This is a genomic window from Acinetobacter guillouiae CIP 63.46 (genome assembly GCF_000368145.1).
Lineage (GTDB): Bacteria > Pseudomonadota > Gammaproteobacteria > Pseudomonadales > Moraxellaceae > Acinetobacter > Acinetobacter guillouiae.
Window position 1 is genome coordinate 22,226 of sequence record NZ_KB849290.1, and the last position, 25,046, is coordinate 47,271.

At 38.0% G+C, this 25,046-nt stretch carries 21 protein-coding genes; 6 read left to right on the forward strand and 15 right to left on the reverse strand.

The genetic code is table 11. The features are described from left to right. Positions 1-70: 70 nt before the first annotated feature. From rdgB to F981_RS22425, 11 genes are all read right to left on the reverse strand, one after another. A complete protein-coding gene (rdgB, locus tag F981_RS22375; RefSeq protein ID WP_004726509.1) occupies positions 71-694 on the reverse strand; it encodes an RdgB/HAM1 family non-canonical purine NTP pyrophosphatase in 624 nt (207 codons plus the stop codon). 84 nt (positions 695-778) lie between these two features. After that, positions 779-1,276, reverse strand: coding sequence for a hypothetical protein (locus tag F981_RS22380; RefSeq protein WP_004726512.1), 498 nt, complete (start codon positions 1,274-1,276; stop codon positions 779-781). Positions 1,277-1,303: 27 nt separating this feature from the next. After that, positions 1,304-1,681, reverse strand: a complete 378-nt coding sequence (locus F981_RS22385) for a nuclear transport factor 2 family protein (protein ID WP_004726513.1) — start codon at positions 1,679-1,681, stop codon at positions 1,304-1,306. Positions 1,682-1,765: 84 nt separating this feature from the next. Continuing rightward, a complete protein-coding gene (locus F981_RS22390) occupies positions 1,766-2,362 on the reverse strand; it encodes a tetratricopeptide repeat protein (protein ID WP_004726515.1) in 597 nt (198 codons plus the stop codon). Then, complete coding sequence (metW, locus tag F981_RS22395) at positions 2,359-2,952, reverse strand: methionine biosynthesis protein MetW (RefSeq protein WP_004726517.1); 594 nt, start codon at positions 2,950-2,952, stop codon at positions 2,359-2,361. The genes F981_RS22390 and metW overlap by 4 nt, the downstream gene beginning before the upstream one ends. Continuing rightward, positions 2,952-4,112, reverse strand: coding sequence for a homoserine O-succinyltransferase MetX (metX, locus tag F981_RS22400; RefSeq protein WP_004726519.1), 1,161 nt, complete (start codon positions 4,110-4,112; stop codon positions 2,952-2,954). The genes metW and metX overlap by 1 nt, the downstream gene beginning before the upstream one ends. Positions 4,113-4,577: 465 nt before the next feature. Beyond that, entirely contained in the window at positions 4,578-6,275 is a 1,698-nt protein-coding gene (leuA, locus tag F981_RS22405) for a 2-isopropylmalate synthase (protein WP_004726520.1), read from the reverse strand. Positions 6,276-6,553: 278 nt separating this feature from the next. Then, on the reverse strand, positions 6,554-7,654 hold the full coding sequence (locus F981_RS22410) for an alpha-hydroxy acid oxidase (RefSeq protein WP_004726523.1): 1,101 nt from the start codon (positions 7,652-7,654) through the stop codon (positions 6,554-6,556). Positions 7,655-7,716: 62 nt separating this feature from the next. After that, a complete protein-coding gene (locus F981_RS22415; RefSeq protein ID WP_004726525.1) occupies positions 7,717-8,400 on the reverse strand; it encodes a Fe2+-dependent dioxygenase in 684 nt (227 codons plus the stop codon). A gap of 72 nt (positions 8,401-8,472) precedes the next feature. After that, a complete protein-coding gene (locus F981_RS22420) occupies positions 8,473-10,770 on the reverse strand; it encodes a TonB-dependent receptor (RefSeq protein WP_004726527.1) in 2,298 nt (765 codons plus the stop codon). Between the two features lie 417 nt (positions 10,771-11,187). Continuing rightward, on the reverse strand, positions 11,188-13,479 hold the full coding sequence (locus F981_RS22425; protein WP_004726528.1) for a TonB-dependent receptor: 2,292 nt from the start codon (positions 13,477-13,479) through the stop codon (positions 11,188-11,190). A 431-nt stretch (positions 13,480-13,910) separates the two neighbouring features. Between F981_RS22425 and tig the strand changes: the two genes are divergently transcribed. From tig to F981_RS22445, 4 genes are all read left to right on the forward strand, one after another. Continuing rightward, positions 13,911-15,242, forward strand: coding sequence for a trigger factor (gene tig / locus F981_RS22430; protein ID WP_004726530.1), 1,332 nt, complete (start codon positions 13,911-13,913; stop codon positions 15,240-15,242). Between the two features lie 189 nt (positions 15,243-15,431). After that, positions 15,432-16,043 carry an ATP-dependent Clp endopeptidase proteolytic subunit ClpP gene (gene clpP, locus F981_RS22435; protein ID WP_004726532.1) on the forward strand — a complete coding sequence of 204 codons (612 nt, stop codon included), beginning with the start codon at positions 15,432-15,434 and terminating at the stop codon, positions 16,041-16,043. A 36-nt stretch (positions 16,044-16,079) separates the two neighbouring features. Then, positions 16,080-17,390, forward strand: a complete 1,311-nt coding sequence (clpX, locus tag F981_RS22440) for an ATP-dependent Clp protease ATP-binding subunit ClpX (protein ID WP_004726534.1) — start codon at positions 16,080-16,082, stop codon at positions 17,388-17,390. Between the two features lie 164 nt (positions 17,391-17,554). Beyond that, on the forward strand, positions 17,555-18,304 hold the full coding sequence (locus tag F981_RS22445; RefSeq protein WP_004726536.1) for a DUF2846 domain-containing protein: 750 nt from the start codon (positions 17,555-17,557) through the stop codon (positions 18,302-18,304). A 60-nt stretch (positions 18,305-18,364) separates the two neighbouring features. On the opposite strand, the gene F981_RS22450 is transcribed toward F981_RS22445, so the two are convergent. The 4 genes from F981_RS22450 to F981_RS22465 all read right to left on the reverse strand — a co-directional run bounded on the left by F981_RS22450 (position 18,365) and on the right by F981_RS22465 (position 21,657). Then, positions 18,365-18,898, reverse strand: coding sequence for a DUF2059 domain-containing protein (locus F981_RS22450; RefSeq protein WP_004726537.1), 534 nt, complete (start codon positions 18,896-18,898; stop codon positions 18,365-18,367). 57 nt (positions 18,899-18,955) lie between these two features. Beyond that, complete coding sequence (locus F981_RS22455; protein WP_004726539.1) at positions 18,956-19,489, reverse strand: DUF2059 domain-containing protein; 534 nt, start codon at positions 19,487-19,489, stop codon at positions 18,956-18,958. A gap of 10 nt (positions 19,490-19,499) precedes the next feature. Next, positions 19,500-20,048: a hypothetical protein gene (locus F981_RS22460; RefSeq protein ID WP_035371818.1), complete on the reverse strand. Its 549-nt coding sequence runs from the start codon at positions 20,046-20,048 to the stop codon at positions 19,500-19,502. Positions 20,049-20,130: 82 nt separating this feature from the next. Further along, the gene (locus F981_RS22465; RefSeq protein ID WP_004726542.1) at positions 20,131-21,657 is read right to left on the reverse strand and encodes a fumarate hydratase; all 1,527 of its coding nucleotides are present in this window, start codon (positions 21,655-21,657) and stop codon (positions 20,131-20,133) included. Between the two features lie 264 nt (positions 21,658-21,921). Between F981_RS22465 and F981_RS22470 the strand changes: the two genes are divergently transcribed. Together F981_RS22470 and F981_RS22475 are read left to right on the forward strand one after the other, a co-directional pair. Further along, entirely contained in the window at positions 21,922-22,533 is a 612-nt protein-coding gene (locus tag F981_RS22470) for a class I SAM-dependent methyltransferase (protein WP_004726544.1), read from the forward strand. Between the two features lie 280 nt (positions 22,534-22,813). Further along, positions 22,814-25,024: a TonB-dependent receptor gene (locus tag F981_RS22475; protein WP_035371824.1), complete on the forward strand. Its 2,211-nt coding sequence runs from the start codon at positions 22,814-22,816 to the stop codon at positions 25,022-25,024. Positions 25,025-25,046: the final 22 nt, after the last annotated feature.

Below are 25,046 nucleotides of genomic sequence, written 5' to 3' on the forward strand. Positions count from 1 at the left end.
TCCTCCTTTGCTCAAAGGCGAGGAGGAATCTAACAAAATCGTATGATTTTAAACGGCTGGTTTTAACTGCTTATTTCAAGCTTGCTTTAAACAATTGCATCGCCTGACCACGATGGCTAATTTTGTTCTTTTCTGCTTTACTCATTTCTGCGCTTGAAATATTTAGCTCGGGTAACCAGAACAGTGGGTCATAACCGAAGCCATTTTCACCACGAGCTTGCTCTAGTACTTCACCTTGCCAGATCCCTTGGTAGATTTGTGGTAAAGGGTCATCTGCATGTTCAACCAATGCCAATACACATACGAACATTGCTTCAATCGCTTGATCGTCTTGGCGTAAAGGCTTAAGGTTTTCCAGCAACTTTGTATTATTGGCTGCATCATCGCCATGTTCACCTGCATAACGTGCAGAGTAAATTCCAGGTGCTCCACCTAATACGGGAACGCAAATCCCAGAATCATCTGCAATCGCAGGTTTACCTGAAATACGGCTTGCATGACGTGCTTTGATAATTGCATTTTCAATAAAGCTTAAGCCATCTTCAATCGCGTCTTCGATATTCAGTCGACCTTGAGGAATCACTTCAACGGGTAAAGCCAATTCAGCAAACAATTTTTCAAATTCAGCAATTTTGCCTTTGTTATTGCTTGCGAGTACCAGTGTTCCTTGTGATAACCAATCTTTTGATGACATGATGCAGACTCAAAATTTAAAATTGAGTTATTTTAACTTAATCTGTGTCATAAAATATGGCTAAATTCTCTTGCCCTTTACGCTTTACTGGATGTGTTTTGCTTTTGTACTAATGCGTTTGTCCAATTCTTGTTTTAAATCGAGAACATCCTCATTTTTCATAAAACCTAGTCCAGCATTGAGTTTCTGTTTACTGTTATCTTTCATGATAAAAAGTAAATAGTATTGTCGATCAAGTAAGGTTTTTTTTAGCTCAACTTCATAGATCTCTGGTATTTTAATGTGTTTTTTAATTATCACTCGACCTTTAAAATCAATGCTTCTAATCATGTCTTGGGAGAGGGTTAAAATAGGACGTTGATTGCTAAATATCTGAATAGCTTTATTACTGAAAAAATAAGCAATGAAACCCAATGGCGTAACAAGAAATAGCGAAAAGAGACTTTTTAAGCCATTCTTCCATTCAAACATTTCCCAGATCAAAAGCACGATCGCAGCCCAAAAGGGGCAGGCCAAAATTCCAGCAAAAATCGCCAAAGGAATCATTTGTTTGCGTGAAGCATAATATTTTTTCTTTTGCATATTTTTCCATACATAGAAGAACTCGATTTACTTCTCAAATGCACAAGTGGTGCCTTGATGGAAAATCATTTGCCATATACCGTGATCATTCATAACCCAAATTGAACTGCGTAAAGCCACATTGTATTGAGCTTGAGTTACCACATTGATTTGATGGCTTTGATAGGTCAGTAAAACGCTATGATCAGATAACGACTGAACTTGAAAATCCTGTGCTTGAATGATGTCGGTATCTGTATCGTTTAAAAGTGCTTCAATCATTTGGGCTTTATGCACAACCCACCCTGATTTGGTAATTTCTTTAAAATCTGGATGTAACCGTTGATCAAGTATTTGAAAGTTTTGACGATCACGATGATGCAACCCGCATTCATATTGAATTAATTGTTTGAATAGGTCTTGCATTGTCAACAATCCCAGTTGAAATACTTAAATGGATAGCAGTAAAAAAAGCACCCGAAGGTGCTTTTATGATCGATGAAAATCAAATTATTGAGCTTGAATCCATTGATCTGCACGTTGTGTTGCAGTACGAATTTGGTCTTGAGTTAAGTTAGCAGCCAAAGCAGTTTTTTTGGTTTGTGACATGTTAATCACTTTATTGTCTAACATACCATCACGTGTAGAAAGCTCATACCACTGATAAGCGCCCATGTAGTTTTTCTTTTGCTCTTCCATCACCGCAAGATTAAAGCTTGCACGGTTATCGCCGTGGCTTGCTGCTTTTTCAAAGTATTGACGCGCAGATGTTTCGCTTTTAGAAACGCCTAAACCATCAGCATACATACGACCCACATTCAACTGAGCCGCAGAAATACCTTGGTCAGCCGCAGCTTTAAACCATGTAAATGCTTGTTTAAGGTCTTTAGATACACCGCCAGTACCAGCCTGGAAATGTGTTGCTAAATAAAATTGTGCAGCAGGTTGGCCAGCTTTGGCTGCTTTTTGTAAATCTGTCACATTCATATGTGCATATTGTGCTGCCATTGCTGATACAGATTGTTGTTGCTGCGGTACATAGTCCGCATGGGCTTGAATACTCACTAACCCAAAAAATAACGTACTGCCTAATAATAATTTCTTCATAGAGCGCTCACTCGATAAATAGCGACTTCGCCGAACAAATTCGGTATGGCTTTACTTAAAAAGCTACCTTGTTGGTTCCCATTTACAGCGAGTCGATCAATAATTTGAATCTGATTTTCAGCACATAATGCTTCAAAATCACGAAAGGTGCATAAGTGGATATTAGGTGTATTGTACCACATATACGGTAAGGCATCAGAAACAGGCATCTTGCCTTTCAGTGCAAGGAAAGACCGTGTTTTCCAATACGCAAAGTTAGGAAACGTAATAATTGCTTGTTTCCCCACACGCACCATATCGCGCAGAAGCACATCAGGTGCATCTACAGCTTGCAAAGCTTGTGCCATAACCACATAGTCAAAAGACTGGTCGGCAAAGCGTCCCAAACCGAGGTTTAAGTCTTGTTGTATAATATTTAACCCTTTGCTGACGGCAATTGCAATCTTTTCTTGATCGATTTCTAGCCCGTAAGCATGAATTTGCTGTTTTTTGCTCATTTGTGACAATAATTCGCCATCACCACAACCTAAATCGAGCACACTTGCACCAGCATTGATCCATTTTTCTGCAAGCTGTTGGTCAATACGCATTACAAAGCCTCCTTAGGTGTTGAATTAAGGTGTTCAATACCACCTAAAAATGCACGTAAGGATTTGACGTACAAGGGGATAGGGAATAGGAATGAGTCATGGCCCTGCTCAGCATCAATATCCAAATAACTCACAGGTTTTTGATTGGTAATCAAGGCGTTGACAATCTCTTGCGAACGTTCTGGGCTAAAACGCCAGTCTGTTGTAAATGACACCACTAGAAAGCGGCATTTGGTATTAGATAGGGCTTTCGTCAGTGACTGTTCATATTCACGTGATGGATCGAAATAATCCAAGGCTTTGGTCATGATCAGATAAGTATTGGCATCAAAGTTACGACTGAATTGTTCGCCTTGATAACGCAGATAGCTTTCAACTTGGAACTCAACATCGAAACCATACATAAACTTGCCTGATTTTAAATCACGGCCAAATTTTTGTTTCATGGCTTCTTCAGAGAGGTAGGTAATATGACCCACCATACGTGCCAAAATTAAGCCACGTTTTGGATAACTATCGAGTTCTAAATAGCGGCCATTGTGAAAATCTGGATCAGATAAAATAGACTGACGTGCCACTTCATTAAATGCAATATTTTGTGCGGAAAGCTTTGGTGCGCTGGCAATGATGACACATTTTTGTAAACGGTCAGGATAATCTACTGACCATTGTAAAGCCTGCATGCCACCTAAAGAACCACCAATGATTGAATACCAAACATCTATCCCTAAGCGGTCAGAGAGTAGGGCTTGGGTTTTAACCCAATCACGTACAGTCACTAATGGAAAGTCGGGACCGTATGGGCGATTTTCATTTTCAGGGTTAGGTGAAGTGGGTCCCGTTGAGCCACTACAACCTCCAATATTGTTGAGTGCGACCACGAAAAACTTCGAGGTATCAATGGCTTTACCTGGCCCAATACATGCATCCCACCAGCCTGTTTTTTTATCGTCTTCATGGTGATAGCCAGCCGCATGATGATGCCCTGAAAGTGCATGGCAAATCAAAATTCCATTTGATTTATCTGCATTGAGCTCACCATAGGTTTCCACCATGATTTCATAGCGTGGCAATACTCGACCACACTCAAGCTCTAACGGTTCTTCAAATTCAAACTTTTGTGGAGTAACGAGCCCCACTGAATCAGCTGGAAAAGACACTGGAAATGTTCACCTTAAAATTTTAGAAGGTCGAAAAATTACGGATATTAGAGATATCTAAGTCATCTGTATGGCTAATAAATTAATGATATTCCATGGTTTTCACAATAGCTTTTATCATTAAAGTTCACTTCAGGATGAGTGATAATGTCGAGTAGAGTCACAATGAGCGTTTTGACTTTGCTGAGGCTCAACGTATTCTTCTTTCGAAAAAAATAAAAAGCTTAAGCTTTGTAAGAGAGCGATCTTGTGAAACTTTGCTTCTCATCGCCAAACGTGTTCACTACTCGCCAACACCAGTCTGACCTCAAACAATCATGGATGAAATTTCCACGTCTCTTTTTATCTTTAAATTATTTTTAAAAGATATAAAGCTGTTCGAAGAGATTGCTTGATAACATCAATAAATAAAAGAAAGGATACCACTAGGGGGCATCCTTTCTAAAGTCTTTTAATTGATATCGCTTATACAGCAGCAGCGATGACTTGTTCAGTACTTAAAACACCTTGGTCAATTAAACGATTGGTTGCTGCAATGATTGCTTCAATTGAAGAGGTGACGATATTGTCATGTACACCAGCACCGAATGCAGATTTACCAGTACCTTGAACTTGAAGTTCGATCAATGCCAACGCTTTTGCATGTGCGCCTGAACTGATACTGCGTTCTTCGTAGTTTAAGACATCAATTGGTAATTGAAGCGCATTTAAAATCGCAGAAATTGGACCATTCCCTTCACCACGTAAGCGCTGAGTTTCACCATTGATGACCACATCAAGTTCAATTACTTGGCTACCATTTTCATCTGACAATCTATAGTTTTTCGCTGAATAATGTGCATCTTTTGCAGCAACATAGGTGTCTTTAAACAAGGTCCAAATTTGTTGAGCTGAGACTTCAACGCCTTCTTCATCTGCAACTTGCTGAACAATTTGTGAGAATTCAATCTGTAAGCGACGAGGTAAAACCACGTTATAGTTTGACTCTAATAAGTAGGCAATACCGCCTTTACCCGACTGTGAGTTGACACGGATCACTGCATCATAATCACGTCCTAAATCTTTAGGGTCGATTGGTAAGTAAGGCATATCCCAAATTTCTTCGTCTTTTTGGAACTCAAAGCCTTTTTTAATTGCATCTTGGTGAGAACCAGAGAAAGCAGTAAAGACCAAATCACCAGCATATGGGTGACGTGGGTGTACAGGCAAGCCAGTACATTCTTCTATTGTGGCAATAATCTCATTAATGTTTGAGAAATCTAACTCACATGCCACACCTTGTGTGTACATGTTTAATGCAATTGCAGCAACGTCAACGTTACCAGTACGTTCACCATTCCCAAATACGCAACCTTCAACACGATCAGCACCAGCCATGATCGCTAACTCAGATGCTGCAATACCACAACCACGGTCATTGTGACAGTGTACTGAAATAATCACACCATCACGACGTTGCAAATTACGATGCATCCATTCGATTTGGTCAGCATAGACATGCGGGCCAGATACCTCAACAGTTGCAGGTAAATTTAAAATAACTTTATTGTCAGGCGATGCTTCCCAAATTTCAGTTACTGCATCGCAAACATCTTTAGCAACCTCTAATTCTGTTGCTGTAAAACATTCTGGACTGTATTGAAAAATAAATTCAGTTTCAGGCTGTTTGGCTGCATATTCTTTTACTTTGCTTGCCGCATTCATTGCCAATTGTTTTGCACCATTGGCATCAACATTCAATACTTTTTTACGGAAAGTGGGTGAATTTGAGTTATAGATATGCACAATGGCACGTTTTGCACCTTGTAAAGCCTCAAAAGTACGTGCAATTAAATGATCACGCGCTTGCACCAAGACTTCGATATAAACGTCATCTGGAATATGACCTTCTTCAATCAACTTACGGGTGAAATCAAAATCAACTTGTGATGCTGAAGGAAAGCCAATTTCAATATGCTTAAAGCCAATTTTGACCAACATTTCGAACATTTTGAATTTTTGTTCGATGTTCATTGGCTCGAAAATCGCTTGGTTACCATCACGAAGGTCGGTACTCATCCAAATTGGCGCTTTATTGATTTCGTTATTTGGCCATTGACGGTCAGGCAAGTCTACACGTTGGTACATGCGACGATATTTTTTACTTGGATCAGCCAACATCATGAGGTAACTCCTTGTGTAGTTGTTGTTGCTCGTCTCTTGGGTAAAGGCAACTTACTACAAATATAGATTGTGTCTATCTGTTCAATTTACAAGTGTTTTTAAGATGAAAACACAGTAAATTTTCATAAATTTATACGTGGGTAACACGAGATAAATTTAAACACTGATAACTTACAAATGGTTTAACTTGAGATTAATTCTAAAACAATTATCTTGGAAATAATTTCCTTAATTTGCATAAAAAATATCAGTTGAGAGAAAAATTTCCTTTGAATGACTTAATCTTGAAAAATATATTCTTGATTGATTTCTTTTACGGTAGCTGTTCCCATTAATGCCATGGTAATTTCAAATTCTTCCTTTAAAATTTTAATCACATGGGCGACACCTAAAGCACCAGCAACAGAGAGCCCGTAGATCGCAGGACGGCCAATCAGCACTGCAGATGCGCCTAAAGCCAATGCTTTAAATATATCTGTACCACGACGGATTCCACCATCCAAAAGTAAAGGAAAATCATGAGGAACAACTGCCTTAATTTTTGCTAAGGCGGTCAGTGGGGAAATACTGCTATTGAGTACTCGTCCACCATGATTAGAAACGATTAAGCCTTTTACTCCGATTTCGACTGCTTTTTTTGCATCGAGTGGATGTAGCACACCCTTTAAAATTACAGGCAAATGGCTATGGGCAATTATAAATTCGATATCTGCCCATTTGGGTGCAATTTGCATTAAACCGTTGAATACAGGATGTTGATGCTCAGAAATTTCGGGCAGGGGAATGTGGGTAGGTGTATGGGGGTGTTGCATGCCTTCTGGCAATTGAAAATTCACCCGACGTTCACGATCACGAATCCCTGTATGCGGTGAATCTACTGTAATCACAAGTGCTTTAAAATTTTGTTGTTCTGCGAGTCGAACTAAGGCCAATGATTTCTCACGATCACCTTGCCAATACAGTTGGAACCATTTCAGCGGGTTTTCTTGTTTTAAACTTCGCATATCGGTATTGGTGAAAGTACTCAGTACGATATTACTTCCTAAAACTTCGGCTGCCAGTGCAGCCGCAGCTTCGCCTTCTGGGTGGAACAATTGTTGATGTCCAATCGGTGCAAGAAAAATTGGATGAGGAAATTTTTGCCCTAAAATTTCACATTCTGTCGAGCCTTGAGTTAAGTCATTGAGCAGTCTTGGAATCAGTTGAATATTTTTAAATTGTTGTAAGTTTTCTTGAACACTTTGCTCATCCATCGCCCCACCTTGCAAGTAGTGCCAAGTGTTTTCAGGCAGATGCTGTTCTGCTTGTTTCTCGTAATCCGCAATTGTCTGTAAATATGCTGGAATTTGAGTGAGTGGTGCTTGGATTTTTTTACTCATTTATTGATTGTCCAAATTTATACAAAACACTTTCATTACAATAATGACTTGAGTGCTAAAACTTATAAATCGCTCCATTCACGTAGAAGGTTGTGATAGATCCCTGTAAGACTAATCACTTGCTCATGTGTAGCAGACAGCTCGATGGTCAGCTTTTGAATATTTTGATCTAAGTCAAATAGAATTCGTCGTTGCGCATCGGATGATACAAAGCTTTGTACCCAAAAGAACGAGGCAATACGTGCACCTTCAGTGACTGGGTTAACCTGATGTAAACTGGTAGAAGGATAGACAATTGCATCGCCAGCTGGAAGTTTTACTTCTTGTGTGCCAAAAGTATCTTCGATCACCAGTTCGCCGCCATCATATTCATCGGGATTGGTGAGAAAAACAGTGCAAGACACATCTGTCCTTAAGTACTGATTGAGTTGAGGATGGCGACGGATAGCATTATCAACATGCATCCCAAAATTTCCACCGTGTTGATAACAATTAAACAGCGGAGGTAAAAATGTTTTTGGAAGTGCGGCACTAAAGAACAAAGGATTTGCGTTGGCAGCATTTTGAATGATTTGTCCAAGTTCTAATGCTTGTTGAGAATCTTGAGCTAGTTGTAAATTATTTTTTAAATGTGCAGATTGATAGCCTGTTGTTACTTTTCCATCTGTCCACTCTGCTTGAGAAAGTGTCTGACGACAATGATTTAGTTCATCCAGACTAAGTAAATTTGGAATATGTAAAATCATGATTTTCTTCCCCAAAAAAGAAACAGCGCCTGATGAATCAGACGCTGAATTTTAACATAGATTGATTAAATCTTAGAACTTATAGTTGATGTTGAATACGCCTTTGCGACCCTCACCAGGCATTGCCCAACCATTGTTACGGATATGGGTGTAGTACTTCTCATCACTTAAGTTTTGCCCTAATAATTGGAAACTTAAATCTTTGTTGTAGCTGTAGGTTACAGAAGCATTGTGAATCACATAATCTTCAGACTTGACCTGTGGTACACGATCGTTTGTTGCAGCAGAATGTGTACTTAAATACATTTCACCTTGATAGGTTAAGCCATATCCAGCTTGCCACTGATCATTGAATTGATATGTTGTCCATAAGCTGCCTGAAACTTTAGGTACGTTGACCAATTTGTCGCCTTTTTGGAAGTCAATATTCGGTGAACCAGTGACTTTAGTTTGGTCGTATTCTCCTTCCATGTAAGCGGCACTAGCGGTGATGTTCCATTTTGGCGTAATTTCACCCGCTAAACCAAGTTCAAGACCTTGTACATAGTTTTTACCATCTAATTTTGCATCTGGTTGTCCAGGTATATCATTGGTTACTCGGACTTTATCTTGTTCATTGCGGAATACTGCAGCAGAAACCAAGAAGTTAGGATTTGCTTGCCACTTTGCCCCCACTTCATAGGCAACTGCATTTTCAGGATCTGTACTACAAGAATTTGCTGTGATTGCACTACTGGTAATAGTTTGAGAACAGCCACCACTTGCAGTATTTTGTACCGGCTTTTGAGCATTAGCATAAGACAAATAAAGACTGGTTGCTGGTGTTGGTTTAAACGTCAAACCTGCGTTATAGGAAATTAAATTATCAGACTGTTTATAGTTTTGACCACGTGTTACCGCTGCATTGGTTGCTGAAATAGTATCTGAACGATATTGACCATCAGTATAATCATTACGCACACCAAGGTTAAGTAACCATTGTTCACCAAACTTTAGAGTATCAAACAAATATGCTGAATAAACATTTAAATAGCCTTCAGCAACACCTGTTTTACGGAAGTTTGTTGGACCACTCCAATAGTGGTCTGGATTGTAAACATCCATATTCGGTTTAGTCGGTACAGTACCATTTGCATTATAAATATAACCTGCTGTTGTTATTGCATAGTCCTCACGACTAAAGCCTACACCAGCAACAAGAGCGTGATCAATAACACCTGTTTTAAATTGCACATTAATGTTGGTGTCATTGGCTAATTGTTTATTATGGGTATCACGATAATAACCACGTGGACCTGAAACAACATATTGTCCAGCTGTTGTACAGGTTGTATAACCCGTTAAATTATTATTTGTTAAAGCCGTTGGTGATGTACCATCTGCTAAACAGAATGTTCCTTGTGGTGCAGAAACAGTTGCTTTTTGTTGAATATCACTATAACGAGTAATGGAGTTCAGTTTTGCGTTGGGACTGATCTCGCTTTCTACTTTAAATGTGACAACCTGGTTTTCAATATCTTGTTGATCTAAGTTGCTATAGCCATAGTTATTTTTATCTGAAATCCCTTTGACTGGTTTGCCATTATAATAAGGAACGCCGTACTGTGGATCATTTTCATCTTTTTGATATAAGTAAGATAAAGTTGCCTTGGTGGTATCACTGATTCCAAAAGTAACCGATGGCGCAATTCCCCAACGTTTCATTTCTTCATCACGACCCGCATAGGTGTTTTGATGTCCCATTACATTTAAACGAAATGCTAAATCTTCATCTACAACTTTATTAAAATCACCTGTAAAGCGTTTATAGCTATCTGAGCCAAAACCTAAAGTAACTTCATTACTGTCGCGATTTTTCGGCGTTTTAGAGACTAAATTGACACCACCACTGATTTGTCCTACACCATTTTCAACAGAGTTCGCACCTTTAATGATTTCGACAGCTTCATAGTTGAATAAATCAGAACGGTTGGTTAATGCTGCATCACGTAAGCCATCTACAGTTGTGTTATAGGTTGCATCATAACCCCGTAGGTTGATTTTATCGCCATAACCACCACCACCTTCGCCAGCACCGAAACTAATGCCTGGTGTTGTTGCAAGGGCTTGTTGTAGTGAAAGTAAGCCTTGATCTTTGAGTGCTTTTTCCGTGATGACCTGAACGGTTTTAGCTGTATCTAAAATGGTTTCTGTACGTTTAGTCGAGGATGTTTTTGCTGCTAAATATGCAGTATTTTGTTCTGCTCGAGCTTGAATCGTCGGGAGTTGTACTGTTGTATCTTCAGTTGCTGCAAAAGCTAGGTTGGGTAAAGCAATTGCAAGTGCAACTGTTTTAACTTTTTTGTTTTTTACAGAATATTTTTGAGCCATTTTTTGCGTCCATCGCAGGTTGTATCAAACTTACCCAATACTGCTCAGGAAACTTCATGACGCAATAATGGAGAAATTGTTAAGGTATGTAACTAGTGTTGCGAATTCTAATGATAATTATTTTCATTAACAATAACTGTAAGTGATTATTCATACGGAAAAACTGTTTAATTCATTCAATATAATTAAAGAAAGCTATAGGGAGTATGATTGATTGTGTTCGAGCATATTGCTGAAATTTAAAGTATTTTTAATGAATGGTAAAAAATAACTATTGGAAATTATAGAATTATTTTTTAGTGAAGATTAATAACAATAAAGGTTCTCTTCAGTAAAAGACTCAACAAGCTAAATTATCGGTAAAAAAAATGGCCCCTATGAATAGGAGCCATTTCACTTTAATTTTTAAATTAACTATTAATATTTAAAGTTTAAAGAAACTACAGCACTTCGACCTTCAGCTTCAGCTGCAAAATGTGATGCATAAGCTTTGCTGAAATAACGTGTATCAGATAAGTTGTTTACGTTGAGTTGCACGTTTACATTCTTATTTACGTCATACTTTGCCATAGCATCGTAGCGAACATAACCCGGAACCCATTTTGTATTTGTAGCATTGCCATAGACTTTATCCATTGCAACTGCGCCAGCACCAAGTGTAACTTGAGGTAATACTTTATAAGTTGTCCATAGTGTCGCAGAGTTTTTAGGTACGTTTGGTAGTTGCTTTCCTTTTGCTACATTTGGATATGTACAAACACCAGCACGAGAACATGATGGACCTGGGTTGGTTTGTTCGCTATCTAAATATGTATAGCCCGCTGAAACAGCCCATTTATCAGTAATGTTACCGTTTAGACCAAGTTCAATACCATCGACTTTACTATCACCACCATTGGTATATGTTTGTGGATCAAGTTGAATACGCGTATTTTGTTTTTCAGTACGGAAAATAGCAGCAGTTAAATTTAACTTATCATTTAATAGATCCCATTTAGTACCGATTTCATAAGTGCGCGCTTTTTCTGGGTCTAAATTTTTAATTGCATCAGATGGAGCTGCTTCGCTACTTTCACTTGCATCAATACCTACAGGAGTTGCAGATGTTGAATAGCTTGCATAGATACTACCATTCTCTGTTGGTTTGAATGTTACACCACCATTCCAACTCCAATAATCAGAATCACTATTTACTTTTGTCGGTGTTGGAAGTGCAGTTGTCCCATTTTTATATGTGGTTAATTCTGTTTCAAATTTATCCCAACGAGCACCTAAATCAACAAGCCATTGAGGGTTGATCTCAATATGATCACTGAGATAAAATGCTGTAGTTTCAGTTGTTGTATTTGTTACTCGTTTATTTGCTTGTACAGAACCTAAGAACGGATCCTTTGAGTTTGGATTAAAGGTAGAAGTACACCAGCCATTTGGATTAACTAGAGTACATGCTCCATTCGTAACACCACCACCAATTGCAGTACTGTTACCTGTCGCTGGGTCAGTAACAACATAAGTGCCTTTATCCCCATCTAATTTTGAGTATTCAGCGCCTGCAATAAAGCTATGTTTTAATGTCCCCGTATTGAATTTACCATTTAAGAAAAGTTGGTCACTAAACGTATCAATATCGGTTATTCGAGTATTGGCACGACGCCAGATACCTTTATCTTTTAATTGTCCAGTGACTGAGTTAATAAAGTTACCTTGACTGTCATCTGGTTGTGTTAAGACATAGTCATTTTTTGATTTACTGTAAGTCGCAACATTCGTTAATGTTAAGTTATCTGCTAAATCATGCTCTAATTTAAATGTACCAATTTGGTTTTCTTGTCTCTGGAAGTCACGATCTTTCCAACCATAATAAATGCCTTGTTTAACATCAATTGGTTTGCCTGAGCCAGCAGCATAATTGTTTGGATTGTTGTATGGAACACCTGCATCAGGTGTATCATCTGTTTTTAAATAGTAATAACTTAAAGTTGCACGTGTCGCAGTATCTAAGCCAAAAGTAATACTTGGTGCGATCCCTGCACGTTTATATTCTGAACCATCATCACCTTGACCAGCCTTATTATTATGGTGCCCCATCACTGCAATACGAGCGGCAATACCATTACCAAAATCTTTATTACCGTCTAAAGTAATGCGCTGATAATCATCAGTACCAGCTTGCACAGAACCTTCTAACGAATCTCCTTTTTTAGCGACTTTAGAGATTAAGTTGATGTTACCGCTGGCATTACCACCACCACCAAGCATTGAAGAGGACCCTTTGGTTACTTCTACTTGCTCAACAGCAAACATTTCACGATTTTGTGAAGTTGCAGATCGTACGCCATCAACATACATAGAGCCTTCAGAGTTATAACCACGGATAAATGGACGATCACCATTTGGGTTACCGCCTTCACCAGCGCCAAGGGTAATTCCTGGAACTGTACGAAGTGCATCTGCAAGTGTTGTTACTTGAGTATCTTGAATCAACTGTTTTGAAATAACTGATACAGACTTAGGAGTATCTAATAAAGGTGCAACAAATTTTTTATTGGCAGACTGATCTACTTTTAAACCTTGTTCAGTCGTTGCTTGTGCTTTAATTGTTGGTAGTTTTGCGATTTCGTCTTGAGCGATGGCTGACGTTGCAATAACTGAAAGAGATGAAGCGATTGCTGTAGCAGCAATCTTTTTGCGTGATTTGATAAAAGACATACTTAAACTCACTAAGAGTAGTGCAAATTTGTATGCGAATAATAATGATTCTTATTGTTTATTTCATCTGTTTGAAATTGAATTTGTCGATAGTTTTAAAAGTTTATGATGAGAAAATGAATTGAAAATGTGTTGAATTTTCACTTAACTTTTTGAATTTTATTTATTTAGTTTTATTTCCGGATATTTCAAAATGTAAATAAATTTATTCTATTGTCACTAAAGCATTTGAATTTGGTAAATTTCTCAAAATATGCGGATTTCTGGCTTTTGGCTGCAAAGAAGGGGATTGGTTTAAAAAAGCGACATAATGGGGAAATCCGTAACCGAAATAAAATGATTTACACAGGTGTTTTGTATATATTCAAATGTTGTCATATAATGTGGCACTTTTTGAAAAACTGTAATTATTAAATTCTATCGAGGAAGCCATGCAAGTAACTTCTGAAGCGGTTTCGGGCGTTGCCCGTCGTTTAAATGTATCTGTACCGACGAGCCGTATTAACGAGCAGTTTGAAGCTCGCTTGAAACGCACTGCCAAAACTGTGAAGATCAACGGCTTCCGTCAAGGTAAAGTGCCAGTAAACGTTGTACGTCGTGAATACGGCGCTGGTATTTATCAAGAAGTTGTAAACGACATCATTCGTGACACAGTATTTGAAGCAATTCAACAAGAAAAAATCAACGCTGTTGGTATGCCAAACATCGACAAAGTTGAAAACAAAGATGATGCTTTAGTTTATCAAGCTACAGTTGAAGTTTATCCTGAAGTTGAAGCTAAATTTGAAGGTCTTGAAGTATCACGTAAATCATCTGAAGTAACAGATAAAGACGTTGATGCAATGCTTGAAAACCTTCAAAAGCAACGCGCTGAATGGACTGAAACTAAAGGCATGGCTAAAAAAGACATGCAAGTAACTTTCGATTTTGAAGGTACTGTTGATGGTGAGAAGTTTGAAGGCGGTGCTGCTGAAGACTTTAAACTTGTTTTAGGTTCTGGTCGTATGATCCCTGGCTTCGAAGACGGTATCGTTGGTATGAAGAAAGGCGAAGAGAAAGTGATTGATGTAACTTTCCCTGAAGACTATCAAGCTGAAAACTTAGCAGGTAAAGCAGCTCAATTCAAAATCACAGTTAAACTTGTTGAAAAACAAAAACTTCCTGAAATTGATGCTGAATTCCTTAAAATCTTCGGTTTAACTGAAGAAGAAGGCGTAGAGAAATTAAAAGCTGACGTTCGCAAAAACATGGAACGTGAAGTAAAAAATGGCCTACGTAACCAAGTGAAAGGTGCAACTTTTGATGCACTTGTTGCTGCAAATGACGTAGAAGTTCCTGAATCTATGTTGGCTCAAGAAATTGACCGTCAACGTCAACAAATGATTCAACAATTTACTCAGCAGTTTGGTGCTCAAGGTGCTAAAGCATTTGACAGCAGCATGCTTCCTGATGAATTGTTCAAAGAACAAGCTGAAAAAGCAGTTAAACTTGGTGTATTGGTAAGCAAAGTATTGGCTGATGCTAAACTTGAAGTAGACCAATCACGTGTTGATGCTTATATCGAAGATATGGCTTCTTCTTATGAAGATCCAACTGAAGTGATCGAATATTTCAAAACTGATAAGCAACAACGTGCTCAAATCGAAGGCGTAGTGTTAGAAGATCAAGTTGTTGATCATATCTTAGCTGCTGCTAAAGTAACTGATGAAGTTGTTAGCTATCAAGATTTGTTAAAAGAGCAACAAGCGCGCCAACAAGGCTAAGTTGTTTGATCTAAAAAAAGGCGCTTTGGCGCCTTTTTTTATGAGCTTAAACATGGATTTAATCATTCCATTCACAATACTTATGCAAAAAATATCTGATATTAAGTTGGGAATATTTTGCATTTTCAGCAATTATCCCTCATATTGTGAACATGAGTGAAGTAACAAGAATTCAGGAATAAATAACGTATGTATGTTCCATCAATTGAAAGCGCTTTGGTGCCAGTAGTCGTAGAACAATCTTCACGTGGTGAGCGTTCTTTCGATATTTTTTCACGTCTTTTACGTGAACGTGTGATTTTTTTAACTGGTGAAGTTGAAGACAACATGGCGAATCTTATTGTCGCGCAAATGCTGTTTTTAGAAGCTGAAAATCCAGATAAAGATATCCATTTATATATCAATTCACCTGGTGGTTCAGTGACTGCGGGTATGGCAATTTACGATACTATGCAATTTATTAAGCCTGATGTAGTGACCTATTGTATGGGGCAAGCTGCATCTATGGGGGCTTTCTTATTAAATGCTGGTGCAAAAGGTAAGCGTTATTGCTTGGAAAATGCGCGTGTGATGATTCACCAACCATTGGGTGGTTTCCGTGGTCAAGCATCGGATATTGAAATTCACGCACGTGAAATTTTATTTATCAAAGAACGTTTAAATCGTTTAATGGCTGAACATAGTGGTCAAGATTACGAAACTGTCGCTAAAGATACAGATCGTGATAATTTTATGACTGCACAGCAAGCAAAAGAATATGGTTTAGTGGATCAGGTATTAAGTAAACGACCTCAAGACTAAACATTTATAGATAAGATTTAAGAATTTGGAGTGAAAATGTCCGATCTTCCTCAAGGACAAAAGCATTGTTCATTTTGCGGTAAAACGCAGTCTGAAGTCGGTAAGCTGATTGCAGGCGAGGACGCATATATTTGTAATGAATGCGTGGATGTGTGCTTAGACTTAGTGCAAACGAGTCAACAGGTGGAAACAGGCGATTGGGCAACACGTCCATTGCCAAAACCACATGAAATTCGTGCGGCTTTGGACCAATATGTAATTGGTCAAGACACTGCAAAGAAAACACTTTCAGTAGCAGTGTATAACCATTACAAACGTTTAAAAGTATCTCAAACAGGTCACAAGCCTAAAGATGCGGTTGAAATTGCTAAAAGTAATATTTTGCTGATTGGACCGACAGGTTCAGGTAAAACATTGCTTGCACAGACACTTGCGCGTTTGCTTGATGTACCTTTTGCAATGGCTGATGCAACAACATTGACTGAAGCTGGTTATGTTGGTGAAGATGTTGAAAACATTATTCAGAAACTGTTGCAAAAAGCAGATTACGATGTAGAAAAAGCACAAAAGGGCATTATCTATATTGATGAAATTGACAAGATTACCCGTAAATCTGAAAACCCTTCGATTACACGTGATGTGTCTGGTGAGGGCGTGCAACAAGCATTGTTGAAAATGATTGAAGGTACTGTTGCGTCAATTCCGCCTCAAGGTGGACGTAAACATCCACAGCAAGAGTTTATTCAAGTCGATACTGCAAATATCTTGTTTATCTGTGGTGGTGCGTTCTCTGGTCTTGAAAAAGTTGTGCAACAACGTCAAGAAAAAGGTGGCATTGGTTTCACCGCAGACGTAAAGAATAAAGACGATAGTAAGAAAGTATCTGAATTATTCCGTCAAGTTGAAGCCGCAGATTTGGTGAAATTTGGTTTAATTCCAGAGTTCATTGGTCGTTTACCTGTGATTGCAACCCTTGAAGAGCTTGATCAAGAAGCCTTGATGCAGATTTTAACTGAACCAAAAAATGCATTAACTCGTCAGTATCAATATCTCTTTGAGATGGAAAATGTAGACCTTCTTTTTGAAGACTCTGCTTTACGTGCGATCGCGAAAAAAGCGTTAGAGCGTAATACAGGTGCGCGTGGTCTGCGTTCTATTTTAGAAAATGTATTGCTTGAAACCATGTATGACTTACCAAGTCGTTCAGACATTGGTACTGTGATTATCAATGAAGCGGTGATTAATGATAAAGCTGCACCAGAGTTCAAGTCTGAACGTCAACCAAAGCATGAAAATACTGAAGTTGAAAAAGTAGATTTGAAGGTATTAGATTCAAAATCAGCTTAAAAGTCTGATTCTGATTCATCCTCAGTGCAATTCATCTGAAACGTGCAAGTAGCTTGACTATTTGCACGTTTTTTATTTTTAAATGGTCATTGAAATGTTAAGCTGGCTGTAGACAATAGGGTTTATTAAAAACGAAAATAAAAAATACGCGGTGAGGGAAAATCATGCGTTACATCGGTCTAGTCGTTTTGATCAGTTGTGGGTTGGCAGCTTGTCAAAGTCATCAATCTGTTGAACAGCAACCTGCAAAAGTTGTTTCAACTTTAGATCCAATCGATTTCAAAAAAGAAGATTCGTTGGTTCATGAAAAGCTTGAACAATATAAAGTTGCATCCTTCTCTACGGGGTCTTGGGTCAATCAAAAACCGGGGCAATACTTTAAGCTGGTTAAACCACAGAATCCTCAAGCTGCAATTGTGTATTTTTATCGACCAGACAGTCGTTGGAATAGACAAGAAATTATTCCAAACAATTTTTTTCTGAATGGTAAGAAAATTCCAAGCTTGATCAGTAATCATTATTACTGGATTGAACTGGCTGAAGGTGACTATAAATTAAGTCTCAGTCGTCCATTAACGGTTTTTCATTTCCAGAAACCCAAAGTTGCTTACTTCTCAGTAGAAGCTGGCGGGCAATATTTTGTCAAATATGAAGAAGAAAAATTTCGCGGTGGACCAAATGGTGAAGCTGGGTTATTACGTGTAGGGCCTTTAATGCAAATGCCTACGCGACAAGGCTTAAAAGAAATTGCAATGACTCAGTTAAAGACTCCTGGCCTTAATTTCGTGGCTGAAGTGACTGCGGATGGACGAGTGATCAAACCTAAAGAAAAAATCAAAGGTGAACCGTACAAAGTGAGTGATGATGTGCACTTGGGGCAGCAGTTTAAACTTTGGAATCCAATGACTTGGTAATCTATCGCTAGATGATGTTTGATATAGAAAAGAGAGCGAGGCTCTCTTTTCTTATTTGTTTTATTGAGTATTTGCAGCCTTTTTTAAAGCATCTAATTTTTTAGTCACTTCTTTAAAGTCCTCAGATGCAGTTTGTACACTTTTTATCAGTTGGCTATTCATGACTTTCATGGTTTCTTGGGCAACTTGAGGTGTTTTTTTCAAAATCGACTGTCCAATTGCACTTGAATAAAAATCAATTTGAGCTTGAACTTCTTCAGCACTGTATATGTCTTTATAAATCTTAAGATAAATTGGTTTGATTTGATCCCACGCAACAGTTTTTTTACTTTGCTCATACATTTTGTCAGCAAGCTCATTTGCGACAATTTGTTCTTGTGGGTTGAGCTGATCTTTTTTTACTGTCATTTGAATGATCTGGTAAGCTTGTTGATCCAGCTGAGGACGAATCTGTTGTATGGTTTCTTGTAGCAGTTCATCAATATTCATAACTTTCAATAATTGTTGAACTTGTTGGTCTGAAGCGGGCGCTGCAAAAGCAAAGTTTGTGCTGATACATGCGCTTGCAAATAGTAAGTGTTGGAGTAATTTCATAAAATACCTATATAAGTTCTGGTTGTAATCCACATCATAAAATGGTTGAGTAAAAGCTTATTCAACTTGAAGAATTGGCTTTAAAATCGTTTCCATTTTTTCTTTCAGGGCTTTTTGATTTTCTACTTTTAGCATTTTTTCTTGAGAAAACTTTGCGGTTTCTTGCATGACTTCTGTCATAAGCGTGTTCATCTTTTGATTGATGGATTGTCCAATCGGTGTACTTAAAAAAGCGATATTGGCTTGAACTTCTTCTTCAGTAAAGGTCTTTTTAAATAATGATTTAAACATGTTGAGATATTCTGGGTCAGTCACCAGCTGCTGTTGAATATCACTATACAGCGCACTAATTTGTAGTGCTGCATTTTGCTGATCGATATTCAATGTTTGAGCCCCCGTCACTTGGCGAACAAGTGCTTCTGCTTGATCGTCAAAGTAGGGTTGCATATCACGAGTACTTTGTTTGAATATCTCTGAGATATTGGAGAGTTGCATCAATTTGTCGACACTTTTATCTGTTGCTGGAGATGCAAAACTTGACACTGTGATACAGCATAAACTTAAAGTTAAAACGAACTGCTTAATTTTCATAGGTTTTCCTTTATTTATTTTCATCTAAATGATGCAATTGCTGAATAATTTCTCCAATTTTATTGCGATATTGTTGGATAAATTGAGGGTCATTGATTGCCTTATGAATAGCAGCATTGCTTTCTATGAATATTTCTGTGTCAATATTGGCAAGTTTTGTGTACAGCTCTTGGCTTGACGTTGTGTCACGCTGAGAGAGCATTTCAATTTCTTGAGAACTTAACGATTCTAAAAGAATTTGTTTGATTTGGGCGATAAATTGTGGATCTCTGAGAATATTTTCTGGTATTGCTTGATAAATCTCTACAATTTGAGGGATGATTTCTTTTTCTTTATCAGTGATTTCTATTGTACTTAATCCGTTTTTGATTAAATTTTCTGCTTGATTTTGATAAATCCTTTTTGCACTTTCATTGTATTGTAGGCGCCATATTTGATTGGTAATGATACCTTGTGCTAGTCGCTCAACGGCATCACTATCAGTGTTTGAGGCAAAACTTTGAATAGAGATCAAGCATAAAAATAACCCCGGAAAAATAATATATTTTATAAAGTTCATGATCTGACCCAAAATAAAAAGCACTCTAATCATAGAGTGCTTTTTAAGTGATGCTCAAGCTTAATCTAAGCTTTAGATCAGATTATTGTGCAACAGCATCAACCACTGGGATTTTACCAATTTTGGCTTGCCAGATTTTAGGTGCAGTCGCATGAATAGAAGTACCATTGACATCAACTGCAACAGATACAGGCATGTCTTGTACTTTAAATTTATAAATAGCTTCCATACCTAAGTCAGCAAATGCAACAACTTCTGCTTCACGAATGGCTTTAGATACTAAATAAGCAGCACCACCAACAGCCATTAAATAAGTCGCTTTATTGTCTTTGATTGCTTCAACAGCAGCAGGTCCACGATCCGCTTTACCAATCATACCGAACAAGCCAGTCGCTTCAAGGACTTGACGTGTGAACTTATCCATACGCGTTGCTGTTGTTGGACCAGCAGGGCCTACAACTTCATCGCCTACAGGATCTACAGGTCCCACGTAGTAAATGAATTTACCTTTGAGATCTACAGGTAACTGTTCGCCTTTATTTAACATGTCAACCATGCGTTTATGCGCAGCATCACGACCTGTATAGATGGTACCGTTCAATAATAATGTATCACCCGGTTGCCATGAGTTCATTTCTTCCTGTGTGATATTGTCTAAGTCAACACGTTTAGATGTTGACGTATCCCAAGTCACTTCAGGGTAATCTGAAAGTAAAGGCGCTTGAATATGTGCAATCCCTGAACCGTCTAACTGGAAGTGAGCGTGACGAGTTGCAGCACAGTTTGGAATCATACCGACTGGTTTACCAGCAGCATGACAAGGGTAGTCTTTGATCTTAATATCAAGCACTGTGGTTAAACCACCAAGACCTTGTGCACCGATACCCAATGCATTCACTTTTTCAAAGATTTCAATACGCAGTTCTTCGATTTGGTTCTGTGGACCACGGCGAAGTAACTCATCCATATTGATTTCTTCCATGAGCGATTCTTTTGCAAGCATCATGGCTTTTTCAGCAGTACCACCAATACCAATACCGAGCATTCCTGGAGGACACCAACCCGCACCCATCGTTGGTACAGTTTTAAGTACCCAATCTACGATCGAGTCAGAAGGGTTAAGCATTGCCAGTTTAGATTTATTCTCTGAACCACCACCTTTCGCTGCAACAGTAATATCGACTTTATTGCCTGGAACGAGTTTGTAGTGAATTACAGCAGGTGTATTGTCTTTGGTATTTTTACGACCAAAAGCAGGATCTGCTAAAACTGAAGCGCGGAGTACGTTGCTGTTTTCTAAATAACCTTGGCGTACACCTTCATTGATCGCATCATCTAAGCTCATGGTTAAATCAAATTTAACATCTAAGCCCACGTCAACAAATACGTTAACAATACCAGTATCTTGACAGATTGGACGATGACCTTCTGCACACATACGTGAGTTAATTAAGATTTGTGCAATTGCATCCTTTGCAGCTTGGTTCTCTTCACGATCATAAGCACGGCTCATCGCTTGGATAAAGTCTTGTGGATGATAGTACGAAATGAACTGAAGCGCGTCCTTGACCGATGTGATCAAGTCATCTTGTTTGATAATAGTTGTCATATCAAAAATCTCTTGAGCGGGCTGTTAGCTAGCGGGCTAAATTATACGTGATATTGCTTGTTTTGTGGTGGCTTAGATCTAATTTCAGCCTAAAGTTTTATGATTTTATTTGAGAAACTCAGCTTATATTTTGGTTGATCAAGTCAACTTTTCTACTTTTTATATAAATGATGATAAAGCAGTATTGAAATAAATTTTCAGATTTTACAGGGTGAAAAGCTCTATACTCTGTTGAGTCAAAAGCTTGGGCTAAATAACAACAACATGGAAAACTATACGCATCTTGCGGAAAATATTATTGAAATTTATAAAAGGCATGCTCGTGCATGGACTGAATTACGCGGGAAGTTTCTTTATGAAAAAGCGTGGTTGGATCGCTTTTTAACTTTAATTCCAGCTCACTCTCATATTCTGGATTTGGGCTGTGGCTCTGCAAAACCAATTGCTGCTTATTTGATTGAGCAAGCGAATACTGTGACAGGTGTTGATAGTTCTGATGTGATGATTGAAATGGCGAAAAAGAATTTTCCTGAGCACACTTGGATTTTAGCTGATATGCGAACAGTAAATTTAAAGCGCAAGTTTGATGCAATACTCGCTTGGGATAGCTTTTTTCATCTTACACAACAAGATCAGCGAGATATGTTTGAAATTTTTAATCAATATACAAAAGCTGGCGCTGCTTTAATGTTTACCAGTGGACCATCACAGGGTGAAGTGGTTGGAGAGATGTTTGGCGATGCGCTGTATCATGCCAGCTTATCATCCGCTGAATATCATGAATTATTGAAAAAGTATAATTTTGAAGTGATAGAGATGATTGCTGAAGATCGTGATTGTACAGGGCATACTATTTGGTTAGCCAAGCGAATATAAAATATTTAGATGAAAGTAAATTAAGCAACAAATAAAACGATATCTAAAAATTTTAAGATTATCAAAATAAGAGACTCATATGTTTAAATTATGAGTATTAGAGTTATTTTTTAGTTTAATTTCTTAATAAGAAAAAATAATCCTATCCATTTTAATGTACTTTTCACGGTTATTTTTTAAACCATCATCATTTTGTAGTTAAATTAGCATGTTATTGTAATTTTTGGTGAGAAATTGTATTATAATGATAACTATTCTCATTATGTTTTTTGGTGCAATCATGCCTTTTGTTAAAAAAAGCTTAACTTTAATGATGCTGTCAACGGGAGGACTTTTCGTTTCTTCTCTAACATTTGCAAATACAGATAGCAGTGAAGAACAGAAAAAAAATACGGCAACGCTTCCCACGATTGTAATTGAGGCAATGGCTGATGGGGATCCAATAAAAACATACGTAGACTATAAACAAGCTAATGTTACGAGAAATGGTTTAGATAAAAAAGATATACCTCAAACTGTTGATACAATTGATGTTTCGAAATATAAGCTGTATGGCGCAAATGATCTAAGTGTCATGTTACAAGGCACACCAGGCGTTTCAACCAGTTATGATACAAGAAATGACGGGATCTCTATTCGTGGGTTTAATGCTGATACTAATGATATCTATCGTGACGGTATCCGCGAAAGCGGACAATTCCGACGCAGTACCGCCAATGTTGAACGGATTGAAATTTTAAAAGGACCAGCGTCAGTATTATATGGACGAAGTTCGGGTGGTGGAGTCATCAATATGGTGACTAAGGTTGCTAATTTTGATTCAAAAAGTTCAGTTGGAGCTTATGTTGGTTCTTATGATAATGTTGGTGGAATCATTGATATTAATAAGGCACTCAATGATAACTGGGCTGTCCGTTTGGTTGGAGAAAAGTCAGATACCAATAGCTTTCGTTCAGCGATTGGCTTTAATCAGGAGATGTTGTCACCAAGTATCACTTATCGTAGCGACGATGAAAAACTACTTTGGACGACGGAATTCACTTACGACAATTTAAATAGAACGCCTGACCGTGGTCCAGTCTACAATGAACTGCCTACTGGGGTTTCCCTTAAAACAGGTTTTGCGGGAAGTAATGATAATATTGTTGATGAAACGAAATCATTTAGAACTGATCTGAAATATGAATTTGCACCGAATTGGAAATTCCATTGGGCATTGAGTCATCGTGAGTCTTTTCAGGATTTTGATAACTTCTTTGGTGGAACATGGTGTTCTGCAGCTGGGTTACAAAACGATGGCAAAAAATGTGATTGGCAAGGAAAAATACGTCAAAACTATGCTTGGCAGCAAACCACCAATAAAACATTAATGAATACCTTTGATATTACGGGGCAATTCAAAACTGGTGTTTTAGATCATAAAGTTATGTTTGGTAGTGATTGGTCAATTGAAAAAAGAGAGCCAATTCTTGGGAATTATTCAAGTGGTGACAAGGTTGGTCTTTATTATCGCTATGTCAATCCATTTAATACTTCAGATAGTTCTTTATCTTCTGGTTGGTCTACACTCAATGGTTCACGCCCAGCAGAGACTTCACATAGTGAAACTGATGCAACTTCATTAAGCTTCTTCCTACAAGATCTAATCTCATTCAATGAAAAATATAAAATGATGTTAGGTCTTCGTTATGACAGCTATGATTTTGCAACTAATGATATTCGTAATCAAAGTAAACGATCATATCGAGATGATAGTGTAAGTCCAAATATCGGTTTTATTTGGCAACCTGTTGTAAGCCAAAGTTTCTACACCTCTTATAGTAAAAGCTTTTCACCTTATGGTGGTCGAGGATTGTTAGGGGTGAGTACTACAATAAATCCAAGCTTATATGATGCTGAGCCCCAATATAATGAACAATATGAAATTGGAGTGAAAAGTGATTGGTTGGATGGTCGTTTAAGCACTCAGCTTTCTATATTTGATATTACTAAAAATAATATACGCTACCAGCCAGACTCTATTAACAGACCAAATGATTGGGAAGTGGGGCAGAAGCAACAATCACAAGGCGTAGAGTTTAGCTTTATCGGTCAAGTCTTAGATAATCTCTATGTGCGAGGTGGTTATGGCTATACCGACGCGAAATGGAAAAATGATAGCCGCACTACTGTAAAAGATGAAGATCGTCTAAAAGATAAAAAATTATCTGGAATATCCGAAAATACAGGTAACTTATTTGTTCGTTATTTACCAACAGAGAAATGGTACGGCGAAGTGGGTGCGACTTATGTTGGTTCTTATTATACTACGGATAAAAATTTGATCAAAATGCCTGACTGGACTCGTGTAGATGCTGCGATTGGTTATAAAGACGATAAATGGGGCGCGACATTTGCTGTGAATAATTTAACAGATAAAGAATACTGGCGTTCAAGTTCTATGCCGGGTACTCCGCGTAATTATTTATTCCGCGTGAACTATTTCTTCTAAGCTTTAATTTCATTGAAAATAA